Here is a 21,253-nt window from a genome sequence, read left to right as displayed (position 1 = left end):
GAGTCTTCGGACGCTATTAATTAATCACAAATAACCCTCGCAAATGAAAGCTAGATTTTTGGCGCTCATCTTTTTGATGAGCTTATCAAACTTGTTTGCCCAAAACAGCCCTCTCTGGCAAACAATGTCCTCGAAAAGTAACAGCGAAATTAAAGCTGCGCATCGTAATTCAACTCCAACCAATCTTTACAATTTAAACATTGAAGGATTAAGACAACAACTAGCCAACTCACCAAACAGGCTGGTCAATGGAGCATCTTCAAATGTTATTATATCCATTCCAAATGCTGAAGGCACACTAGAACAGTTTAGGGTATTCGAAGCTTCTGTCATGCACCCAGACTTACAAGCACGCTATCCTAACATTAGGTCTTATGCAGGGCAAGGTATAGATGATCCTACTGCGGTATTACGCTTCAGTATTTCTCCTTACGGATTTAGTAGTATGGTATTGTCTGCAAACAAACCAGCATCCTTTATAGAACCCTATACTGAAGATTTAAACACCTATGTAGTCTACAATCGTTCTCAAAGACTCAACACTAATGACCCTTTCGAATGTTCTGTCGTAGAGGGAGTGTCTAAAAAAATGTCTGGAGATGCAAGTATGCAGCGAAACGCTGATGATAGTATTCTTAGAACTTATAGACTTGCCGTCTCAGCAACTGGAGAATATACACAATATCATGGTGGTACTAAGGCTCAGGCTTTAGCTGCTATCAATACTACGATGACTCGTGTTAATGGTATTTTTGAGGTAGACTTTAATGTTAACATGGTACTCATCGCGAATACCGATGACGTTATCTATACCAGTACTTCTTCGGATCCTTATGGCAATACTACAGGTGGATACAACTCTGCCTTACAAAGTACATTGACCTCAGTTATAGGAGAAGCAAATTATGATATAGGACACCTTTTTGCTAATCTGCAAAATAATGGTAATGCCGGTTGTATCGGTTGTGTTTGTGTGAATGGACAAAAAGGTAGTGGATGGACGTCTGGAACTACACCTGAAGGCGATTTCTTTGATGTAGATTATGTTGCTCACGAAATGGGACACCAGTTTGGTGCCAATCATACATGGACTCATGGTGGTAATGAAGGCACTAATGTTCAAGTTGAACCTGGAAGTGGAACAACCATTATGAGTTATGCTGGTATTACAGGTTCTACAGATGTTGAACCCAATGTAACACCAAACTTTCATGCTGTCTCCATTGAACAGGTCACAGATTATGTAAAAACAACAAGTTGTCAAGTAAACACCAATACAGGAAACTCAGTGCCAACTGTAAATGCTGGTGCTAATTATACGATTCCTAGAGGTACGCCTTTCATTCTTGAAGGATCCGCAAGTGATGCAGATACTGGAGATGTGCTTAGCTATGTTTGGGAACAAATGGATGAAAATAATGCTTCTACTACATTCCCAAGTACTACTGCAACATCTGGTGTAGCATTTAGAGCATACGAACCAACAACTGACTCATTTAGATATTTCCCAAGATTACAAACCATCAAAGCTGGTGCGACGTCTTGGCAATGGGAAGCTGTTCCAAATGTCGCCAGGACGCTCAACTTTAGACTCACAGTAAGAGATAATGTTGCTGGCGGCGGAACTAACAACAGTGATGATATGATTGTTACCGTGAATGGTACTGCAGGTCCTTTCGTAGTGAATTCACCGAATACCAATGTAACTTGGAATGCTGGGACTACCCAGACGGTAACCTGGGATGTTGCAGGTACGACAGGCAATGGTGTTAATGCAGCTAATGTAGATATCTTCCTTTCAACTGATGGTGGTGACACCTATCCTATCGCTTTAGCTTCAGGCGTGCCAAATGATGGATCGCATGACATCTTAGTGCCAAATAATCAAGGAACACAAAACAGGGTTATGGTGAGAGGTTCTAACAATATCTTCTTCGATATTTCTAATACCAACTTTACCATAGCGGGTGAGGTCGTTTGTAATCCTGATGTTCCTACTGGACTAGCTGCTTCAAATGTTGCTACTACGACTGCGACTCTAAGTTGGGATGCAGTTCCTGGAGCAACTTATGATTTACGATATAGAGAAGTTGGTAGTTCTACCTGGACTACAAATGCTGTAACTGGTATATCTGATAACCTTTCTGGACTAGCTGCTTTAACGCAATATGAAGCTCAGGTAAGAAGTAAATGTAGCGGCGGAAGCAATTCAGCTTATACAGCTTCTGTGACGTTTACAACCTTGGACGTTCAACTTAATTATTGCGGTTCAACAAGTTCGAATGTAAACGATGAATACATAAGTAGAGTTCAATTGAATACTATTGACAATTCTTCTGGAGCACAGTTTTATTCAGACTTTACAGGAATCAGCACAACGCTAACTAAAGATACACAATACACGATTTCCATTACACCTACATGGACTGGTACTTTATATAATGAAGGCTATTCAGTATGGATCGATTATAATAGAGATGGTGATTTTGATGATGCAGGCGAACAAGTGTTTACGCAATCTCCGACACAAACCACACCAGTTTCAGGAAACTTTACAATCCCTTCAAGCGCGGTTGAAAATTCAACGAGAATGAGGGTTTCCATGAAATATAATGATGTACCTGATCCTTGTGAAAGTTTCACTTGGGGAGAAGTTGAAGATTATACAGTCATTATTGAAGGCTCTGGTCCAGATACCGAAGCTCCAGTAATTACATTGAATGGTGCTTCAACAGTAAATCTAAATGTTGGTGATACTTATACAGAATTGGGTGCAACTGCAGTCGATAATGTCGATGGTGATATTTCTGGTAATATTGTCATTGGTGGTGATACCGTCAATACAAGTATAGCAGGAACTTATGTCGTAACTTATAATGTAAGCGACGCTGCTGGAAACGCAGCTACTGAGGTCACCAGAACTGTAAATGTGATTCCAGATACTACTCCTCCTGTAATTACCTTGAATGGTTCGGCAACTGTAAATCTTAATCTTGGCGAAACCTATAATGAACTAGGCGCTACTGCTACAGATAATGTGGACGGTGATATCTCTGGTAGCATTGTTATTGGTGGTGATACCGTTAACACAAGTATAGCCGGAACTTATGTCGTGACTTATAATGTTAGTGATGCTGCGGGTAATGCTGCTACAGAAGTCACCAGAACTGTAAATGTAACTGCGGATACTACGCCTCCAGTAATTACTTTAATAGGAAACGCATCTATAAGTTTAGAACTTGGACAAACATATAACGAGCAAGGTGCGACGGCAACAGATAATGTGGATGGCGACATTTCTGCCAATATTGTAATTGGTGGCGATACGGTTAACACAGGTTTAGCCGGAACTTACATCGTTACTTATAATGTAAGTGATGCAGCAGGTAATGCAGCTACTGAAGTGACTAGAACTGTAACTGTAAACCCAGATACTACGCCACCAGTGATTGTACTCAACGGATCGTCTCCTGTAAACTTAACGGTTGGTGATACCTACACGGAGTTAGGTGCAACAGCTACTGATAATGTCGATGGTGATATTACAGGAAGTATTGTTATAGGTGGTGACACCGTAAATACAGGCTTAGCTGGAACATATGTGGTCACTTATAATGTTAGTGATGCAGCAGGTAATGCAGCTGCTCAAGTCACTAGAACTGTTAATGTATCTGACCCTTCTAGTGGTTGCTCGGGTGGTATTTCCACCTATCCATATTCTGAAGGATTTGAAGGAGGAATTGGTGCCTGGAGTCAATCTGGTGCAGATGACTTAGACTGGCTAGTAAATTCTGGCACAACACCTTCAAACAATACAGGTCCATCTAGTGCTACTGAAGGTTCTAACTATATTTATGTGGAAGCCTCTGTCAATGGTACAGGCTATCCAAATAAGCGAGCAATAATTACGTCGCCATGTTTTGATTTGAGCGGATTAACTAATCCTAATTTCGATTTCTCTTACCATATGTTTGGCGCTGCAGATATGGGAACAATCGACTTAGAAGTTAGCGATGATGATGGTGGTTCTTGGACTAGCATTTGGAATCAATCAGGTAATCAAGGGAATCAATGGTTAGATGTTAGTATAGATCTCTCTGCTTACGCTGGAAGTAATATTCAATTACGTTTCAATAGATTTGTAGGTAGCACATGGCAGGCTGATATTGCTATTGATGATATTAATCTATTAGAACCTGCGGCTCCTACCTGTGATGATGGTATCCAAAATGGTGATGAAGAAGGTGTAGATTGTGGTGGTTCATTCTGTGATCCTTGTAGTACTTCCAATGTGGTATTACATCAAGGGTTCTTTGAAACTGGGCTTGATGGCTGGATCGATGGTGGTAATGATTGCGCAAGAGTAAACTCTGCAAACTCTTTTGAAGGTAATTTCTCTATTAGAATACGTGATAATTCTGGAGTAGCATCTTCAATGACCTTCTCTAATGTTGATGTAACGCCATTCTCAGAGGTTGAAGTTGATTTTTATTTCTATGTAGAAAGCATGGAGAACAACGAAGATTTCTGGCTTAGATTCTTTGATGGTTCTACGTGGATAACTGTCGAAACCTGGGTAAGTGGTGGAAATATTGAGAACAACAACTTCTACAATGCCACAGTCACGATTCCTTCATCAACCTATAATTTTGCGTCTGATTCTGGATTTAGATTCCAATGCGATGCGTCTGGTAATGGAGATAGAATCTTTATCGATCAAGTTACTATTACTGGTATTTCAGGCACTTCTAGAGGTAACAATGATAAACTGGTAATTGTTGGATCGAGAGATGTTATTGCTGATAGCTTTGAAGAAGATTTCAAACTCTATCCAAATCCTGTTAAAGGAAATATCCTAAATATTGAATTACCAGAAGGCGATAAATTCACTTATAGAGTTATTGATATAATGGGTAAAACTATAATGAATGGATCTTCTGAAGGTATTATAACTATTGAGAAGCTAGATGCTGGTATTTACTTCCTTGAAATTAATGATGGTGAAGAGATTATGAGGAAGAGATTTGTAAGAAACTAATTAACTATACTATTTAATTAACTGAAACCCGGGCAAATAACCCGGGTTTTTGTATGGTAATTCTTACTTATGGTGCATCTTGTCTATATTTCTTAAAATTTTCATAATTTCTCGATAAAAGTCATTATTTTGCGATGTATCGCTAACAATAAAACTTTTTTTAACTCACTATAAGTTTTTGCCTTAGGCCATAAATTTTAACCTATGATCAAAAAAATACCTCAACTCTTCGTTGTATGTTTTGTGCTTGCACTTACTATCACAATTTTTCAAACTAAAACAGAAGAAACTTCAACAGATACCAATCAAGTTTCGATTGAAGAACTAAGAGAAAAGCATAAAAGCTTCTTGGAAAATAGCCCGTTTAAAGAAACGCTCACATGGGATAAGAAAAAGCGTAAACTCAATGGGTTGCCGCCAAACCGTTATTTCGAACAGATGTGGGAGCTTAGTATAAACCCTTCAACAGGAAAATTGGATGATGGTGAGCTTACACTTCTTAGAGAACAATTAATACAACAAAGGGAATCTCAAAGAAATCCGGGTGATGCCATGAATGCTTGGGAAGAACGTGGACCAAATAATGTTGGGGGTAGAACTCGCGTTGTTATGTTCGATCCGAATGACGGAACAAATAATACTGTTTATGCTGGTGGTGTAAGTGGTGGTTTATGGCGAAATACAGATATTTCTAATCCTGCTTCATCATGGACTAGAGTAACTAATGTTCCTGGAAATCTTTCGGTTACATCTATAACTGTTGACCCAAGAAATTCTAATACTTGGTACATAGGAACTGGAGAGCAATACACAGCTGGTGATGTTGTCGGAAATGGTGTATATGTTACCACTGATGGTGGAACGACCTGGACAGCAGTTAATATTCCTCCTGCTGGCGCTGGCACTTTTAACTTTAACGCTTCTAACCTATTCTTATCTGGAATTTACTACGTAAATGATATCATTGCATGGGATAATGGTAGTTCAACCGAGCTATTTGTTGCTGTTGGAGCGCACCTTTATGATCAGGCAGCTAATCCAACCAACTGGTTAGGACTTCAATCCGCAGGATTGTATCGTTCTACAGATGGAGGCACAAACTGGAGTCGAATCGAATCTGTTAATATGCGTTTTTCATTTAGTGGAAGTAACTATTATTATATTCCTAATGACTTTGAAATTAGTGCCAATAATACACTATGGATGGGAACCATTGCTACGCCAGGAATTGGTGGAAGTGGTGGTAGAGTTTATAGCTCTACTAATGGTAGTACATGGACAGAAGCTGCTGCTTCTCCTCTCACAGATTCTAATAGAGTTGAATTAGAATGTTCTGCAACAAACGCTAATAAAATATATGCTTTAACGCAAGGTGTTAGTTCGCCTGTTCATATTTATGAAACTACAAATGCTTTTGGAAGTACCTCATCATTGAGTTTACCTAATGATGTAGATACAGGGATTCCTGCCAATGACTTTTGTCGTGGTCAAGCTTTTTACGATTTAGTCATTGAAGCAGATCCAACCAATGATGATATTGTTTACGTTGGTGGTATTGATTTATTTAGGTCTACAAATGGAGGTAGTTCTTGGGCTCAGATTTCGAAATGGTCTAACAACAACAATCTGGCAGCACTTAACTGCTCATTAATGCATGCGGATCAACATGCATTGACTTTTAGACCAGGAAACTCTAATCAAGCGGTTATTGGTAATGATGGTGGTGTGTATTATGCCTCTAGTTTATCAACAGCACAAACCTCCGATGTTTTGGGAGCGAGAAATACTGAATATAATGTTACCCAATTTGTAAAAGCTGGTATTGGACCAGATGGAGTTGGTGACACAAATGGTATATTTTCTGCTGGTTCTCAGGACAACGGTACTCAGGCGTTTAGAGATGGAAATACTTCACCTGGTATAAATCCTTCCGAGGAGCTTAGTGATGGTGATGGTTTCTATACGTTTATTGATAAAGACGGGCAATATGCTATAGCAACTTTTGTAAATAATGTCATCTACAGGTTCAACTTACCTTGGAATGGTTTAGGTAGAAGACAAGGTGGTGCAACGACCCTTTTGAGTGATCAAACCACAGGAGATTTTGTTAACCAAATGGGCTATGATAGTGATGCTAATCGTCTTCTAACAAACAATTCAGTTGGTACTAGTTATTCTATTCGTAGTATTAATGTTGCTGCCAATAGCAATGGTTCGTTTACGAATGCTGCATTAACTGGAAAGCCTACAGCCTTCAGGGCATCTCCGTTCGCTGCCAATACTTGGTATGTCGGTATGTCTGATGGCGGATTATTAAGGTTAACCAGTGTGACAAATTCTTCAGCCACTTGGCAAACCATAACGACGCCTTTTGTTGGTTCTGTGTCTTCGGTTCGTTTTGGAGAAACGTCTCAAGATTTAATTGTTACCATTCACAATTATGGTGTTACTAGTATTTGGTATTCATCAAATGGAGGTACAAGCTGGGTAAGTAAAGAGGGAGACCTTCCAAATTTACCTGTAAGAGATTTTCTTCAGAATCCATTAGAGCCAAATGAAGCTATTGTTGCAACACAATTGGGTGTTTGGCAAACTTCCGACTTTGATGTTGCGAACCCATCATGGACTCAGGCTTACAATGGTATGAGCGATGTTAGTGTTACATCTTTTGATTATTGGGATATAAGCGGAGATGATACCAACAATATAGTTATCGCTTCAACTTATGGTCGAGGTGTATTTACAGCTAGTTTTACAGAAACAGCAGCACCAGATACAGAAGACCCTACTGCACCAGCTAATTTAGTGTCATCGAATATTACTTCAACATCAGTAGATTTGAGTTGGGATGCTTCAACAGATAATGTTGGTGTTACAGAATATGAAGTGTATCAGGATGGCGGATTAATTACTTCGGTTTCTACTACAACACATACGGTTACGGGATTAACGCCTTCAACCAATTACGATTTTTATATTATTGCCAAAGATGCGGCTGGTAATAGTTCGCCTCAAAGTAACACTGAGAATATTACAACATTGGCTCCAGATACTGAGGATCCAACGACGCCTTTAAACCTTATGGCTTCTAATGTTACCTCAACAACTGTAGACCTCTCTTGGGAAGCTTCTACGGATAATCAAGGTGTTGTAACTTATGATGTTTACCAAGACGGAGGTATTATCACTAATGTGTCTACAATTACACATCAGGTGACAGGTTTAACACCAAACACCATTTATGTTTTTAAGTTAAGAGCAAAAGATGCTGCCAATAATGAATCTGAAGATAGTAATGAAGTTGCTATTCTAACCTTGCCTACTAGTTTAACCTATTGTGGTTCTCAAAGTAGCGATGTTAGTGATGAATATATTAGCAGAGTACAATTGAATACTATAGACAATTCTTCTGGTGCTCAGTTTTATTCAGACTTTACAAACATATCGACTTCTCTAAGAAAAGGAAGTTTATACACGGTAACGATAACACCAACCTGGACTGGTTCAGCTTTTAATGAAGCCTATTCAGTTTGGATCGATTATAATAATGATGGTGATTTTGAAGATGCTGGAGAGCAAGTATTCACGCAATCGCCAACACAAACCACACCTGTTTCTGGGGACTTTACAATCCCTGCTGGTGCTATGGAAGTTGATACAAGAATGAGAGTCTCTATGAAATTTAATGATATTCCTGATCCTTGCGAAAGTTTCACCTACGGAGAGGTAGAAGATTATACAGTCAGAATCGTTGGTAGTAGTGATCTCATTTACTCAAGTAGCGCTTGGTCACCATATGCGCCTTCTTCTTCAACAGGAGCAGATAACGCTATAGTTCTAGATGGCACATATAGTCTTACAGGTGATATAGAAATAAATGATATTAGAGTAAATAGTGGAGCCTCTATGGTTATTGAAAAAGCACAATCCTTAACTGTTAATGGGAATCTAATAACAAATGATAATGTTGTCTTAGAATCTGATTCTGATGAGTTTTCTAGCTTAATCGCAAGCAACCCAGTCGTTGGAAATGTAGAGTATAGACGATATGTAAATACTACTTCTGCTTCAGCTGGAAATGACTTAATAGCGCCTCCTGTTTTTGGAGAATCGTTTACAGATTTTAGAGCCGCTAACTCTAATATATTAAGCAATCCAGGCAATACATTATTCCTGTTTGGACCATTTGATAAGCCTACAGCTACCTATCTGTTATATTCCAATACTGAAACAGCACCTATGTATGCTGGTACTGGTTACAGAGCGGCCTCAACCAATGCTAGTACGTTTACATTTACAGGATTAGTTGAGACAAGAAATATGAGTGTCTCCATTGTAAATAGTGGCCCATCGTACTCTATATGGAATTTAGTAGGAAACCCTTACCCTTCCTATATCCTATTGTCTGATTTTCTAGCAGCTAATAATGCTCAATTCGATTCAATGAGTGGTGGAGTTTATGGTTATGATGGTGATGCTTCCAATGGTTGGACAGTGTGGAATCAAGCCTATTCGGATGCAAATCCTAATGCAAGAATCGCACCTGGACAAGGATTCTTTGTGAGTTCAGGGAATAGTACAGGTACTATCAGTTTTACTTCAGCAATGCGTTCTAATGGAAATTCAGATGATTTTATTCTTGGAAGAAGCGGAAATAGCAATGACATTGTTCATCTTGGGTTATTGTTGGAAAACTCTTCTCAAGAAGACTTCAAGACTAATTTCTACTTTACCAATAATGCTACTAATGGTTTAGATCCTAACTATGATGCAAGCATTTATGGCAATGTAGCACCTTCAAACTTTGCATTGTATTCTCACTTACTTGAAGATAATAATGGTATCGATATGGCTGTACAATCCTTGGGATTTGATGCATTATCTGATGCAGTTATTCCTCTGGGAATTCATATTCCTCAAGGGCAGCAATTCACTTTAAGTATTTCTGAGACTACTTTACCGTCGAATATCGAAGTCTATTTAGAAGACACACTCAATAATACATTTACCTTATTAAATAATGGTGAATTTACTATGACTGCAAATGAAGATTTAAATACTATTGGACGTTTCTTCTTACGTTTCTCAGAAGATACGCTGAGTGTAAATTCTAATGAAGCTAACGCCATAGATATCTATACCATAGATCAACATAAAGCACTTTATGTAAAAGGTCAGTTATTGGAAGATTCTCAATTATCGATTTACGACGTTCAAGGTAAATTGATTAAGTCTCTAGAATTAGCTAGTAATGAAACCTTGCATACTATTGATATGGCTTCCTTTACTACTGGAGTTTACTTTGTATCGTTAGAAAATAATAGACAGAGTAAGGTTCAGAAAGTAATCATAAGATAGAATTTCTATACGTGAAGGATTTCATTATCCTCTAATAAGTTATCACCTCGCAATCGTAATAAAATTTGAGCGATTGCGATGGTGTCTTTTTCACAATAGGTAATGATTCTGTCAATGTCTTTATCCTTGTAGTATACTTCATAGACCTGACTTCCATCAATATCATCTTTTGGAGATGGAATGCCAAGTACATTGGTCATTAACTTTAAAGAGGTATAGTGCTTATAGTCTCCAAACTTCCAGAGTTCAAGTGTATCTATATGTGGTACTTCCCATGGTTTTTTTCCAAAAAGATTGAGTTTATACGGCAACTCTATTCCATGAATAATCATTCGCCTTGCGATATACGGAAAGTCAAACTCTTTACCATTATGGGCACACAGTAAGTGTTTTGCTTGGCTAAAATGAGAGATTAAGAGATTCTTGAAATCGTTCAGTATTTTCACTTCATCTCCAAAAAAAGAGGTCACTCTAAATTGTCTTGGATCACTTGTAGCATTCGAAAAATATCCAACCGAAATACAGATAATTTTACCAAACTCAGCCCAAATCCCTGCTCTGTTGTAGAATTCTTCAGCAGTAAATTCGTCTCGTCTTTGATACTTAGATTTGCTGTCCCACAACTCTTGTTTTACTTCATCTAAATCATTAAAGCTTTCTGTTTCTGGGACGGTTTCAATATCTAAAAATAAAATGTCTTCGAGGTTTAATCTTGAAATCATTGGCCTAATAGTTTATAGGCTTCATCGATATAAATTCCAAGGTCTTCAGAAAACATCCCAACTGTAGCGTCTGGACTTTTTTGATGCCCTAGTCTAATAATAATAACATTATCGTTTGGTTCCACTACGACATATTGTCCAAGATGTCCGCGCATCATAAAGAATGATTTGTCTCCGTCTTCTTTTAGCCAAAACCCATAACCATATTGTGGGCTATCAGAAAAACGTGGTGTTATAGATTTTGCTACAAACGTAGAGTCTAATAATTGTTTGCCGTTCCATTTTCCATGGTCTTTGTATAGCTTTCCAAGTCTTGCAAAATCTAATGCATTACTAGCTATACAACAATAGGCTTTCTCGTGTCCTTCTCCTTCGCTATCAACTTGCCAAAACGCATCGCTTTCGCAGCCTAAAGGCTTCCAATAGCTTTCTGTTAAGTACTCGGATAAAGACTTTCCAGTAGCTTTTTGGAGAATCAATCCCAATAATTGTGTGTCTCCACTTAAGTATTTGAAGCGTTGACCAGGTTCTTCAATAATCTCTCTATTGAGCATTACTTTTTCCAAATTATCATCGAAGTAGGCTCTTGTAGTCACAGAAAATGGGGAGTAATAAGCCTCGTCCCAATCCGATCCCGAAGCCATAGATGATAGGTCTCCAACTGTTAGTTTTGCAGCATTGCCTTCACTAAATTCAGGATAAAAATCGCTCACAGGTTGATCTAGTCCTTCTATCTTTCCTTCCATGATTGCCTTACCTAGCATAGCAGATACATAGCTCTTTGCCATAGAAAAGGAATTACTTTTAGAGGTTTTTCCAAAACCATCGTAGTATTTTTCGAACCAGACACTATCATTTTTAATAATTACATAAGCTACTGTACCATATTCTTCATTTGCTTGATTTAACCCTTCTGTTTCGGTAACAGTATTATAATCTTTGTGGTTTGGCCATGGTTGTGCAGTGCCATTACCAATAGTATTGTTATCAAACTCTTTATAATCTTCCAAGTAGGCCGTAGTATGCCCTTTCATATAAATAGTTCTAACTGCTTTTATGAGGTAATCTGTATCTGTTATATACAATAACCCAACTAACAGCACTAATACGATTAATAGCCATTTCACAAATTTCTTAATGTACTTCATAATATTATCTAGGATTGAATTCTAAATATAATAAAATTACACTGTAAAGTGCTTTAACTCTAAAAGAGCTTTTGTTGCTTCGCAGGGCTTTCGTGCTCTAGAAGCCATTGCTTTCTGTGCAAGCCTCCTGCATAACCCGTAAGACTGCCATCACTACCAATAATTCTATGGCATGGTACAATAATCCACAATGGGTTTTTACCATTGGCACTAGCAATGGCTCTAATTGCTTTTACATCTCCTAACTCTTTTGAAAGGTCTAAGTAAGACTTACTTTTACCGTAAGGTACTTTGAGTAGTTGATCCCAAACACGCTTTTGAAAATCAGTGCCTTTTGGATTGAGTTTCAGGTTGAATTCTTTACGTGTTCCTTCAAAATATTCATTAAGCTGTACAGCACATTCTTGAAGGTTTTCAGGTATTGTATCTGAAAGCGACTCTACCTCATCGTGAACAGACACAGAACTAATCCCATCTTCGTTTCCTTCAATATAGGCTACTCCGATAGGTGTATGTATGTAGCAACTTTGCATTTATTCGTTAGATTCAGGATTTTGTTCTTCAATGAGACCAAGACGTTTAGCTCTGGTTTCCCAACTTTTTCTAGCGTACATCTGTAGGTCAGCAACATTATCACTCTCGTCCATAATTTCGAATCCAAGCAGTGTTTCTATGACGTCTTCCATAGTTACCAAACCACTTACAGATCCATACTCATCCACAACTAAGGCAATATGATTTCTGTTTTTAACCAATTCTTCAAAAAGCGTTGGGATGGGTGTATCTCTATTAGTAACGAGAATATCGCGTTTTATTTCATCTAACTTTTTTTCGCCATTGTCAAACGCCATTTCTTTAAACACATCGTCTTTTAGAACCAAGCCAATAATGTTATCGAGCGTATCTCTGTAAACTGGAATCCTTGAAAATCTAAGATTGGTGTTTTCCTTAAAGAAGGCTGCAATCGATGTGTTAGCATCTTCTACCTTCATCACTGTTCTTGGTGTCATAATATCCTTTACCAAAACTTTTTTGAAGGATAACAGGTTTTTAATCACTGTGCTTTCATTCTCTTCAAAAACACCTTCTTCTTGTGCGATATCTGCCATGGCATGAAAATCTTCGCGACTTAACACACTACCATGATGTCCTTTGCCTCCAATCAGTTTTGTCGTAAGTTGCAACAGCCATAAAATGCCTGTCCATTTCAACGGAAAGATTAAAACATTGAGTGCTTTTGTAGTAAAGTTCGTTAGTTTCTTCCAGTAGGTTGCACCGATTGTTTTTGGTATAATTTCGGAAGCAACTAAAATTAAAATCGTCATTATTGAAGATACAATTCCCACCATAAGGTCTTCGGTAATTTCGATTCCTAAAACACTTCTAGTTTGCGTTCCGTACATTTCGGCATAAGCAACTTTTGCTTGTACACCAACTAAAATAGCACCAACAGTATGTGCTATTGTATTGAGCGTAAGAATAGCTATGAGTGGCCTATCGACATCTTTCTTGAGTTCTTCTAAATTATTGGCATAGGCCTTCCCTTCTTGCTTTTTTACATTGATAAATGTCGGCGTAACACTTAGCAATACAGCTTCTAAAATGGAACATAAAAAAGAAAAGAAAATGGAAATGATTCCATAGAAAATGAGTAAGCCCATAAACAAATAGATTTCTGCTGCTAAAATAGTCAAAAAAGATTTTGTAACTTTATAGATATATCCCTCTTATCGGGTATTGTTTTCCTTCCCTTAAGTTCTCATATTAGTTGCATCCTTGTTAATTCATTGTAACAGGTATATTGTATAATCATATATTAAAAACACCATGGCAGAATTTGAAATGCAACCCAATTCGCAAGTAAAACTTTATGTAACGATTAGTTCTGATGCTATTGTCGGTTCTAATGTATCACTAGATGGTAAGTTTATAAAGAAGAGCATTAGCTACAGGTTTACTGTAGATTTAGGTAATAGTAACGATTTAAACAATTCTAAAGTTAGAACGTTCTCTCACTTTCTCATTGAATCTGGAGACATCGATCCTATTATGGAAAGTACTACAATGAAGTGTGTGATAAGAGATGGTCATAATGAGCAAGAGTACCAAGGTCGAAAAATACCTGGTGATGATGACTATTTTGTTGCTTTGAGATCCATTAAATTAAAATTGGCTTAATCATGAAAATCAAATTATTTTTTATCGGTTTAATGATTCCTGCTTTTCTGTTTAGTCAAGATGCAGAATCTAGTTTGGGTGATTTTACACTATCTAATAATTCTTCACCAGCTTTTTTGCTAGTCGAAGAAACACCAACGTCTATTTATACACCAGAGAATTTAAGAGCTCTAGCCATACATGCGTTGGACAATTTGGGTCAAAGCATTTCTATTGAGTTTGCACCTTACTTTTTTATTGGCAAGGAAAACCGAACATATTACAATTACGTTGGTTTAAAAACTGAAGACGACTCCGATTTTAAAGCAGATATGAAGACCAGTGAAATTAAACAAGACATCTTTTCTGGTGCGTTAAAAACCTTATCCATTTCTGGTGCTTATGTCGATAAAGAGTTTGCTGGTATTGGTGATAAACGAAAAACGTATTCTATTGGTGCTCGAACAACGCTTATTAGAGTCTATAGTAATGGTAGCAAAAAACGAATCGTAGATAATGCGACTTCCCTAGCTAAATTGTTAGCTGATTTTGAGTTGAGTGATGATGCTTTCGATAGGATTGAAAATGCAGCTACAGATGAAGAAGCACAACGAATTTTAAAAGAAGAAAGAAAGGCATTTGTTAAAAGTACAGATGCGCAAAAAAAATTCCAAAAGACTGAAAAACCTGCATTTAGACTTGATGGTGCACTTGGTTATAGTGCCTTATTTAAAAACAACAATATTGATTCTGGTACTGCAAATCGTTTTGGCAGTTGGTTAACTGCTGAGGCTTCTTTGATTCTCAATGCTGGAAAGGATAGTAAAACCAATGATTATTTTAACCTCTTTTTTACTGCTCGATATGTAGAAGATGAATTTAACCTGGACACTGAAGGTAATTTTACAACCAATTATTATAGAGATTTTGGTGTAAAGGGTGAATTTGAATTTGGACGATTCGCTATTTCTTATGAGTATATCTCAAGAAATGGAACGATTGATAGTGAGCGCTCTGTTGGAAATGTCAAATTCGTAATCAATAAAGACATTAGTATTATTGGTGGCTTTGGTAAGGATTTCCCTGAAAATGATAATCTAATTACCATATTTGGGCTCAATCTTGGATTGAATATGGGAGATAATACGGTTTCGTTAAAATAAAAACACCCTTTTGGTCAATACCCAAAGGATCATTTTAAAACCATTAAATAAAAAAGCCAGAATACTTCTTATTCTGGCTTCTGTGACATCTATAAAATATCTGCTTTAGTTTCTTTTCTGTTCTAATCGTTTCTTGGCTTCTTCCAATTCTTGTTTTGCTTTTGCTATTTCAGCTTCAGCACGTTTAATATCATCTTCTGGGCTACCTCCAGAAATTAAATATTTTAAATCTTTTCCTATGTCTTCTACAAGTTCAGCAAAGGTTTCATTCGTGAGCTCATAGTCCATGTGCAGTCTCAAACTGGTTCTGGTAAGTTTACATTCGAAGTCGTTAGCTCCATTTGACCATAGATAAGAATTCCCTTTTATGGTTAAATCTTGCTTACCTAAATTATCTATAAGGTAACTCTTCACGATTTCGAATCGAGACTTATGGAAACGTGCCTTTATTCTGTAATCGTCATCTGTTTTACTTACAGATATAGAACTACTGTGTGAAGAACTATAAGTTTGTGGAGGTTTTGGTGGTTCAGGAGTTGTGGTTTGTGCATTTACACTAATTGAAAATACTAAGGCTAATACCATCTTTACTAAAGTTTGCATAACTGTTCGTTTTAATAATTAATACTGAAGCAAATGTATAGTGTGATTTCTGATAAAAAGAAGAAAACAAGAGTGTTAACCTAGGATTAACCAACTTTAGAAAGTGTATTAACTCAACTTAAATTCTAAGCCTACACCTCTTATGCTTTCAATTGAAATAGAAGGGTCTTGTTTAAAGTATTTGCGCAATCTACTGATAAATACATCCATACTACGACCAGAGAAGAAATCATCATTATGCCATACCGCTTTGAGGATTTCTTGTCGCTTTAGCAATTGATTTTTATGTTCAAACAGGAATACTATTAAAGCTGCTTCTTTTTCTGTTAACTGCTGAATCGTATTATTAATTGTAAGTTGTAGTCGCTTTGTGTCAAAGACATACTTTCCAATCTGAATCTTTGTGTTGCTAGGAATTGAATGAGCTACCTTAGAAGTGCGTTTAAGGATGTTGCTCAAGCGTAAAACCAATTCGTCTGCTTCAAAAGGTTTTACGATATAATCGTCTGCGCCTAATTTTAACCCTCTGATCTTATCTTCTTTCATTTTTCTAGCTGTAAGGAAAATAAAAGGGATTTCCGGGTTGATCTCAATGATTTGTTCAGCTAAGTTAAAACCGTCCATCTTTGGCATCATAACATCCAACACACAGATATCAAAAGTTTCCATTTTAAACTGCTCCAGAGCTTCATTACCATCCTTTGTCCAAGTAACTCCAAATCCAGAAATTTCGAGATACTGCTTGAGTATTCCTCCAAAATCTATGTCGTCTTCTGCTAAAAGGATCTGTTTCATTGGTTTTTATGGATTGGAATCGTGATTGTAAAAATAGCACCTTCTCCCTCTGCACTTTCAATAGTGATCTTCCCTTGATGGGCTATCACGATTTGATTTGTATAGTATAATCCTAGACCAAGGCCTTTAACATCATGTACTTCTTTATTGCCTACTCTATAAAATTTTTCAAAAAGCTGTTTCTGATTATGTTCTGATATCCCTATACCATTATCTGTAATAGAAATTTTCAGATCATTTTCTAAATCTGCCGTAAAATCTATATCTACATTTCCTGCATTATATTTTACTGCATTCTCTAAAATATTGAATAACCCAGTGGTGAAATAAAATTTATCCAGAATAGCACTCGCGCTATCAGTCATTATGTTACGCTGAATGTTTACGTTATCATTTTTTACTGAAAGCTGAAAGTCATCCAGAACAGTGTTTAAGTAGTCACTAATTACAACCTCCTCCTTCACCAATTCTATATCCTGATATCCAAGGCTATTGTTTAGTACTTGATCAATTAGCTTTTGCAATCGATTAGTTTGCCTATCGATAGTATTGATTGTACTTTCTACGATAGTTTGTTGTGCTTTCACCTCTTCTTTTTTCAGCATTTTAGTAGATAGTGAAAGTGTCGCCAATGGAGTCTTTAATTCGTGAGTAATATTATTGATAAAATCCGTTTTTACTTCTGCAATCTTTTTTTGTGTTATAAGGCTTTTTATTGAATAATAGAGCAATCCGATAACCAGAGAAAAAATTAAAATCGAAAGCACCAGCACACTAGTCATTCTGCCTAGAACAATACCTTTCCAGCCATCTATATTAATATAATCTTCTGTGACTAACTGAAAATTATAGCTTAAAACTTTTGAAACACCATCTTCCACATAATCACGCTCATAGTCTGTTCTTACTTGTGAATTATTGATCGCATAATCATTATGAGCTTCAAATGACTTTCCTAGTAAAAATGTTTTTTTATTATCTACAAATTCAAAATAAAGTGTGTCATTTTTTAGACTATCTAGTATAATTAGAGATTTCAGGCGCTTCTGGTATTCTAAAGGGTACTGTACTCCTCTTCTTTTAAATTCATCTTGATAGGCATTAATAAACAACTCATTAACAGAATCTCTTACTTTTGGAACTTCTCCAAGCAATTCGGTTTTATCAATTCGATTTAACTTATAGTCAGAAATCTTTAAGAGCAAGTGACTGAACATCCTGTCGTAGATAGAATCCATAATTGGCATGTCATCATCAAACCGAGAAATTGTTCGTTTTGTTTCCTCTAAAAAAACATCTTTTTCTAGCTTATAAGTGTTATTTATGAGGTATGCCTGAATAAAGGATAACGCTATAAGTCCTAAGATGGAAACAATGATAAGAATGCGAATGTTCTTCTTCATAGGTCAAAAATAGAAGAAGTCTTGGATTATATCGCTTCTATATTGTGCGTTAACCTAGTGTTAACCTAAAAATCAAACAGATTTACGAGATATTAATCAGTAATGGTAGGCGTTGATATATACTAGTAAATTATTAATATCGTCTTCGGACAAGTGAGGGAAAGAAATACAATGTTGTGAAAAGTCTTCTTGTTTTTCTACAACTCTTTTATTCTCTTTCACAAACGAAGTAAAACTAATTGAATCGTAAGGTTTAATAACCGATTGCAAAGCAGGACCAGTCATATGTCTGCTCAATTTATGACAAGCTGCACAATTGGTGTTGAAGACTTGCTTTCCTAAGGATGCCGATTCACTAGATTCATACAATAAATATGTTCCGCAAACAGGTTCAGGGTTAGGTGTTGCACACCCCAAAGTTTCAGAGCTTTGCAAAACTATCCATAACAATACTAATCCTGAGATTAAGACTAGTGTTGATATGAATAAAAATCGTTTCAAAACTTAACCTAAAATTTTCACTACATCTTTAGCAAAATAACTTGCTATAATATCAGCGCCTGCACGCTTAAAAGCCATAATGCTTTCTAATATAACCTGGTCATGATCTAACCAACCATTTTGTGAAGCTGCTTTAATCATTGCATATTCTCCACTAACCTGGTATACTGCCACAGGAACATTGAAGTTATTTTTTACATCTCTTACGATGTCTAAATAAGGTATGCCTGGTTTTACCATAACGATGTCAGCACCTTCTTCAATATCTTGGCCTGTTTCTCTAATGGCCTCATCTCTATTGGCAACATCCATCTGATAGGTTTTCTTATCCTTAGGAACATCAACCATGTCTACTGGAGCTGAATCCAAAGCATCTCTGAAAGGGCCATAAAACGACGAGGCATATTTAGCTGAATAACTCATAATACCTGCATTATGGTAACCTTCATTTTCTAACAGCGAACGGATTTCCAAAATACGACCATCCATCATATCACTTGGTGCCACAAAGTCTGCACCTGTCTGTATATGTGATAAGCTCATCTGAGCTAAAACAGAATTGGTAGCATCATTAATAATCATTCCACTATCTACAATCCCATCGTGCCCATAAGAGGAGTAAGGATCTAAAGCAACGTCAGTCATCACCAACATATCAGGACAAACATTCTTAATAGTTCTTATAGCGCGTTGCATTAAACCATCTGGATTTAAAGCTTCAGTCCCGTTGTTATCCTTCAAGTTATCTGGAACTTTTACAAAAAGTAATACTGCTTTCAACCCTAAAGCCCATAGCGTTTTAACCTCATCTTCTAATAAGTCTAAACTAAAGCGAAAGTAATTGGGCATTGAGGTTATTTCTTCCTTAACGCCTGTTCCTTCAACTACAAATAATGGGACTAAGAAATCATTTGGCGTAATGACATGTTCTCTTACCAAACTTCTTATGGCTTCATTTTGACGTAAGCGTCTATTTCTTCTAAGTGGAAACATATATTATTTATATCCTATTTCTTCTGTCAAAAGTACTTTGCTTTTCGCAAAATGCCCAGTGCCAAAGGCAATTTCTTTACCGTCTTCATTTACCAAACTGCTTTCAGCAATGAATAAATTTCTTGATTTGAATTTTACCTTTCCTATTGCAGTTATAGTGCCTTCGCTTATTGGACGAACTAGGTTAATATTGAAATTTGTCGTCAATACAAAGACATCGTTTACAACAGAGTTCACGGCAAAAAATGCTGCGTCATCCAAAAGCTTAAAATACACAGAACCATGTATAGCGCCTAGAGCATGGAAGTATTTTGGCTCAATAGTCAATTGAATTGTAGCTTGTTCTTCCTCTATATGTATTGTAGTTGATTGGTAAATTTCCTTATTGAAATTTGCGCTCAAATACATTCGCTCTAACTTTCTATAATGCTCCATTTATTCTAGTTTTAGACCCAATCTACGGGTTTTTTGAGAACCTCAACAAGTTTTTCTTCCTCGCTACCTATCTCTGGGTGATAATCGTATCGCCATTGTACGTGTGCTGGTAAACTCATCAAGATACTTTCTATGCGACCATTGGTTTTCAATCCAAATAAAGTTCCTTTATCATGTACCAAGTTGAACTCCACATATCGTCCTCTTCGTATTTCTTGCCAATCGCGTTGTTCCTGTGAGTAATCCAACTCCTTTCGTCTTTCAACAATAGGTACATACGCATCTAAAAAGCTGTCTCCTACTTCTGTAACGAAGCTGTACCAATCTTCCATGGTCATCTCATCAGTCTTCTTACAGTAATCGAAGAATAAACCTCCAATACCTCTACCTTCATTGCGATGTGCATTATGGAAATACTCATCACATCGTTTTTTATATTCTGGATAGAATTTTGGATTGTGTTTATCACACGCAGTTTTACATACTTGGTGAAAGTGTTTTGCGTCTTCTTCAAACAAATAGTATGGCGTCAAGTCTTGTCCTCCACCAAACCATTGGTCCACAATATTGCCTTCCTTGTCATACATCTCGAAGTACCTCCAATTTGCATGTACTGTCGGTACCATAGGGCTTTTTGGATGAATCACTAAACTCAAACCGCAAGCAAAAAAATCGACATCACCTACATTGAAATACGCTTGCATAGATTTTGGGAGTTTGCCGTGTACTGCAGAGATGTTTACGCCGCCTTTTTCAAACACATTCCCGTTTTGAATGACACGTGTTCTTCCGCCGCCACCTTCTGGTCGTTCCCAAAGGTCTTGTTGAAATGATGCCTTACCGTCAATCTGTTCTAGCGTTACTGTAATAACATCTTGTAAGTCCTGTATGTACTGATAAAATTTGTCTTTCATGTTTAAAATTTTCTACAAATATC

The 21,253-nt window shown here is 37.0% G+C and carries 15 protein-coding genes; 4 read left to right on the top strand and 11 right to left on the bottom strand.

All coding sequences use genetic code 11. The annotated features are described in order from the left end of the window. The first annotated feature begins 43 nt into the window (after positions 1 to 43). Both NCE97_RS02625 and NCE97_RS02620 read left to right on the top strand, forming a co-directional pair. Positions 44 to 5,038, top strand: coding sequence for an immunoglobulin-like domain-containing protein (locus NCE97_RS02625; RefSeq protein ID WP_353777306.1), 4,995 nt, complete (start codon positions 44 to 46; stop codon positions 5,036 to 5,038). A gap of 204 nt (positions 5,039 to 5,242) precedes the next feature. Further along, positions 5,243 to 10,396, top strand: a complete 5,154-nt coding sequence (locus NCE97_RS02620; protein WP_353777305.1) for a DUF8693 domain-containing protein — start codon at positions 5,243 to 5,245, stop codon at positions 10,394 to 10,396. A gap of 5 nt (positions 10,397 to 10,401) precedes the next feature. Here the strand turns inward: NCE97_RS02620 and NCE97_RS02615 are convergent, their stop codons facing one another. The 4 genes from NCE97_RS02615 to NCE97_RS02600 are packed head-to-tail and all read right to left on the bottom strand — an operon-like array spanning position 10,402 to position 13,927. Further along, complete coding sequence (locus NCE97_RS02615) at positions 10,402 to 11,118, bottom strand: 3'-5' exonuclease (protein WP_353777304.1); 717 nt, start codon at positions 11,116 to 11,118, stop codon at positions 10,402 to 10,404. Beyond that, positions 11,115 to 12,266 (bottom strand): serine hydrolase domain-containing protein, encoded by a 1,152-nt coding sequence (locus NCE97_RS02610; protein WP_353777303.1) that lies wholly within the window; start codon positions 12,264 to 12,266, stop codon positions 11,115 to 11,117. Before NCE97_RS02610 ends, NCE97_RS02615 begins: the two co-directional genes overlap by 4 nt. Before the next feature lie 59 nt (positions 12,267 to 12,325). Further along, positions 12,326 to 12,799: a methylated-DNA--[protein]-cysteine S-methyltransferase gene (locus NCE97_RS02605; protein ID WP_353777302.1), complete on the bottom strand. Its 474-nt coding sequence runs from the start codon at positions 12,797 to 12,799 to the stop codon at positions 12,326 to 12,328. Further along, a complete protein-coding gene (locus NCE97_RS02600) occupies positions 12,800 to 13,927 on the bottom strand; it encodes a CNNM domain-containing protein (RefSeq protein ID WP_353777301.1) in 1,128 nt (375 codons plus the stop codon). Between the two features lie 166 nt (positions 13,928 to 14,093). Here NCE97_RS02600 and NCE97_RS02595 point away from each other — a divergent pair, with 166 nt between their 5' ends. After that, positions 14,094 to 14,444 carry a hypothetical protein gene (locus NCE97_RS02595; RefSeq protein WP_353777300.1) on the top strand — a complete coding sequence of 117 codons (351 nt, stop codon included), beginning with the start codon at positions 14,094 to 14,096 and terminating at the stop codon, positions 14,442 to 14,444. Between the two features lie 2 nt (positions 14,445 to 14,446). Continuing rightward, positions 14,447 to 15,586: a hypothetical protein gene (locus NCE97_RS02590; RefSeq protein ID WP_353777299.1), complete on the top strand. Its 1,140-nt coding sequence runs from the start codon at positions 14,447 to 14,449 to the stop codon at positions 15,584 to 15,586. A 105-nt stretch (positions 15,587 to 15,691) separates the two neighbouring features. On the opposite strand, the gene NCE97_RS02585 is transcribed toward NCE97_RS02590, so the two are convergent. The 7 genes from NCE97_RS02585 to hemF all read right to left on the bottom strand — a co-directional run bounded on the left by NCE97_RS02585 (position 15,692) and on the right by hemF (position 21,230). Then, positions 15,692 to 16,189 carry a citrate synthase family protein gene (locus NCE97_RS02585; RefSeq protein ID WP_353777298.1) on the bottom strand — a complete coding sequence of 166 codons (498 nt, stop codon included), beginning with the start codon at positions 16,187 to 16,189 and terminating at the stop codon, positions 15,692 to 15,694. Positions 16,190 to 16,297: 108 nt separating this feature from the next. Next, positions 16,298 to 16,984: a response regulator transcription factor gene (locus NCE97_RS02580; RefSeq protein ID WP_353777297.1), complete on the bottom strand. Its 687-nt coding sequence runs from the start codon at positions 16,982 to 16,984 to the stop codon at positions 16,298 to 16,300. Then, positions 16,981 to 18,387 carry a sensor histidine kinase gene (locus tag NCE97_RS02575; RefSeq protein ID WP_353777296.1) on the bottom strand — a complete coding sequence of 469 codons (1,407 nt, stop codon included), beginning with the start codon at positions 18,385 to 18,387 and terminating at the stop codon, positions 16,981 to 16,983. Before NCE97_RS02575 ends, NCE97_RS02580 begins: the two co-directional genes overlap by 4 nt. Positions 18,388 to 18,483: 96 nt before the next feature. Continuing rightward, entirely contained in the window at positions 18,484 to 18,888 is a 405-nt protein-coding gene (locus NCE97_RS02570) for a c-type cytochrome (RefSeq protein ID WP_353777295.1), read from the bottom strand. Positions 18,889 to 18,891: 3 nt separating this feature from the next. After that, a complete protein-coding gene (gene hemB, locus NCE97_RS02565) occupies positions 18,892 to 19,881 on the bottom strand; it encodes a porphobilinogen synthase (RefSeq protein WP_353777294.1) in 990 nt (329 codons plus the stop codon). Between the two features lie 3 nt (positions 19,882 to 19,884). Beyond that, entirely contained in the window at positions 19,885 to 20,316 is a 432-nt protein-coding gene (locus NCE97_RS02560) for a PaaI family thioesterase (RefSeq protein WP_353777293.1), read from the bottom strand. A gap of 11 nt (positions 20,317 to 20,327) precedes the next feature. Continuing rightward, positions 20,328 to 21,230, bottom strand: coding sequence for an oxygen-dependent coproporphyrinogen oxidase (hemF, locus tag NCE97_RS02555; RefSeq protein ID WP_353777292.1), 903 nt, complete (start codon positions 21,228 to 21,230; stop codon positions 20,328 to 20,330). Between the last annotated feature and the right edge of the window lie 23 nt (positions 21,231 to 21,253).

Origin of the sequence: Winogradskyella sp. 3972H.M.0a.05 (assembly GCF_040493455.1) — a bacterium.
Lineage (GTDB): Bacteria > Bacteroidota > Bacteroidia > Flavobacteriales > Flavobacteriaceae > Microcosmobacter.
Note: the sequence above shows the minus strand (reverse complement) of the source record. Positions and strands in the feature narration are given on the sequence as shown.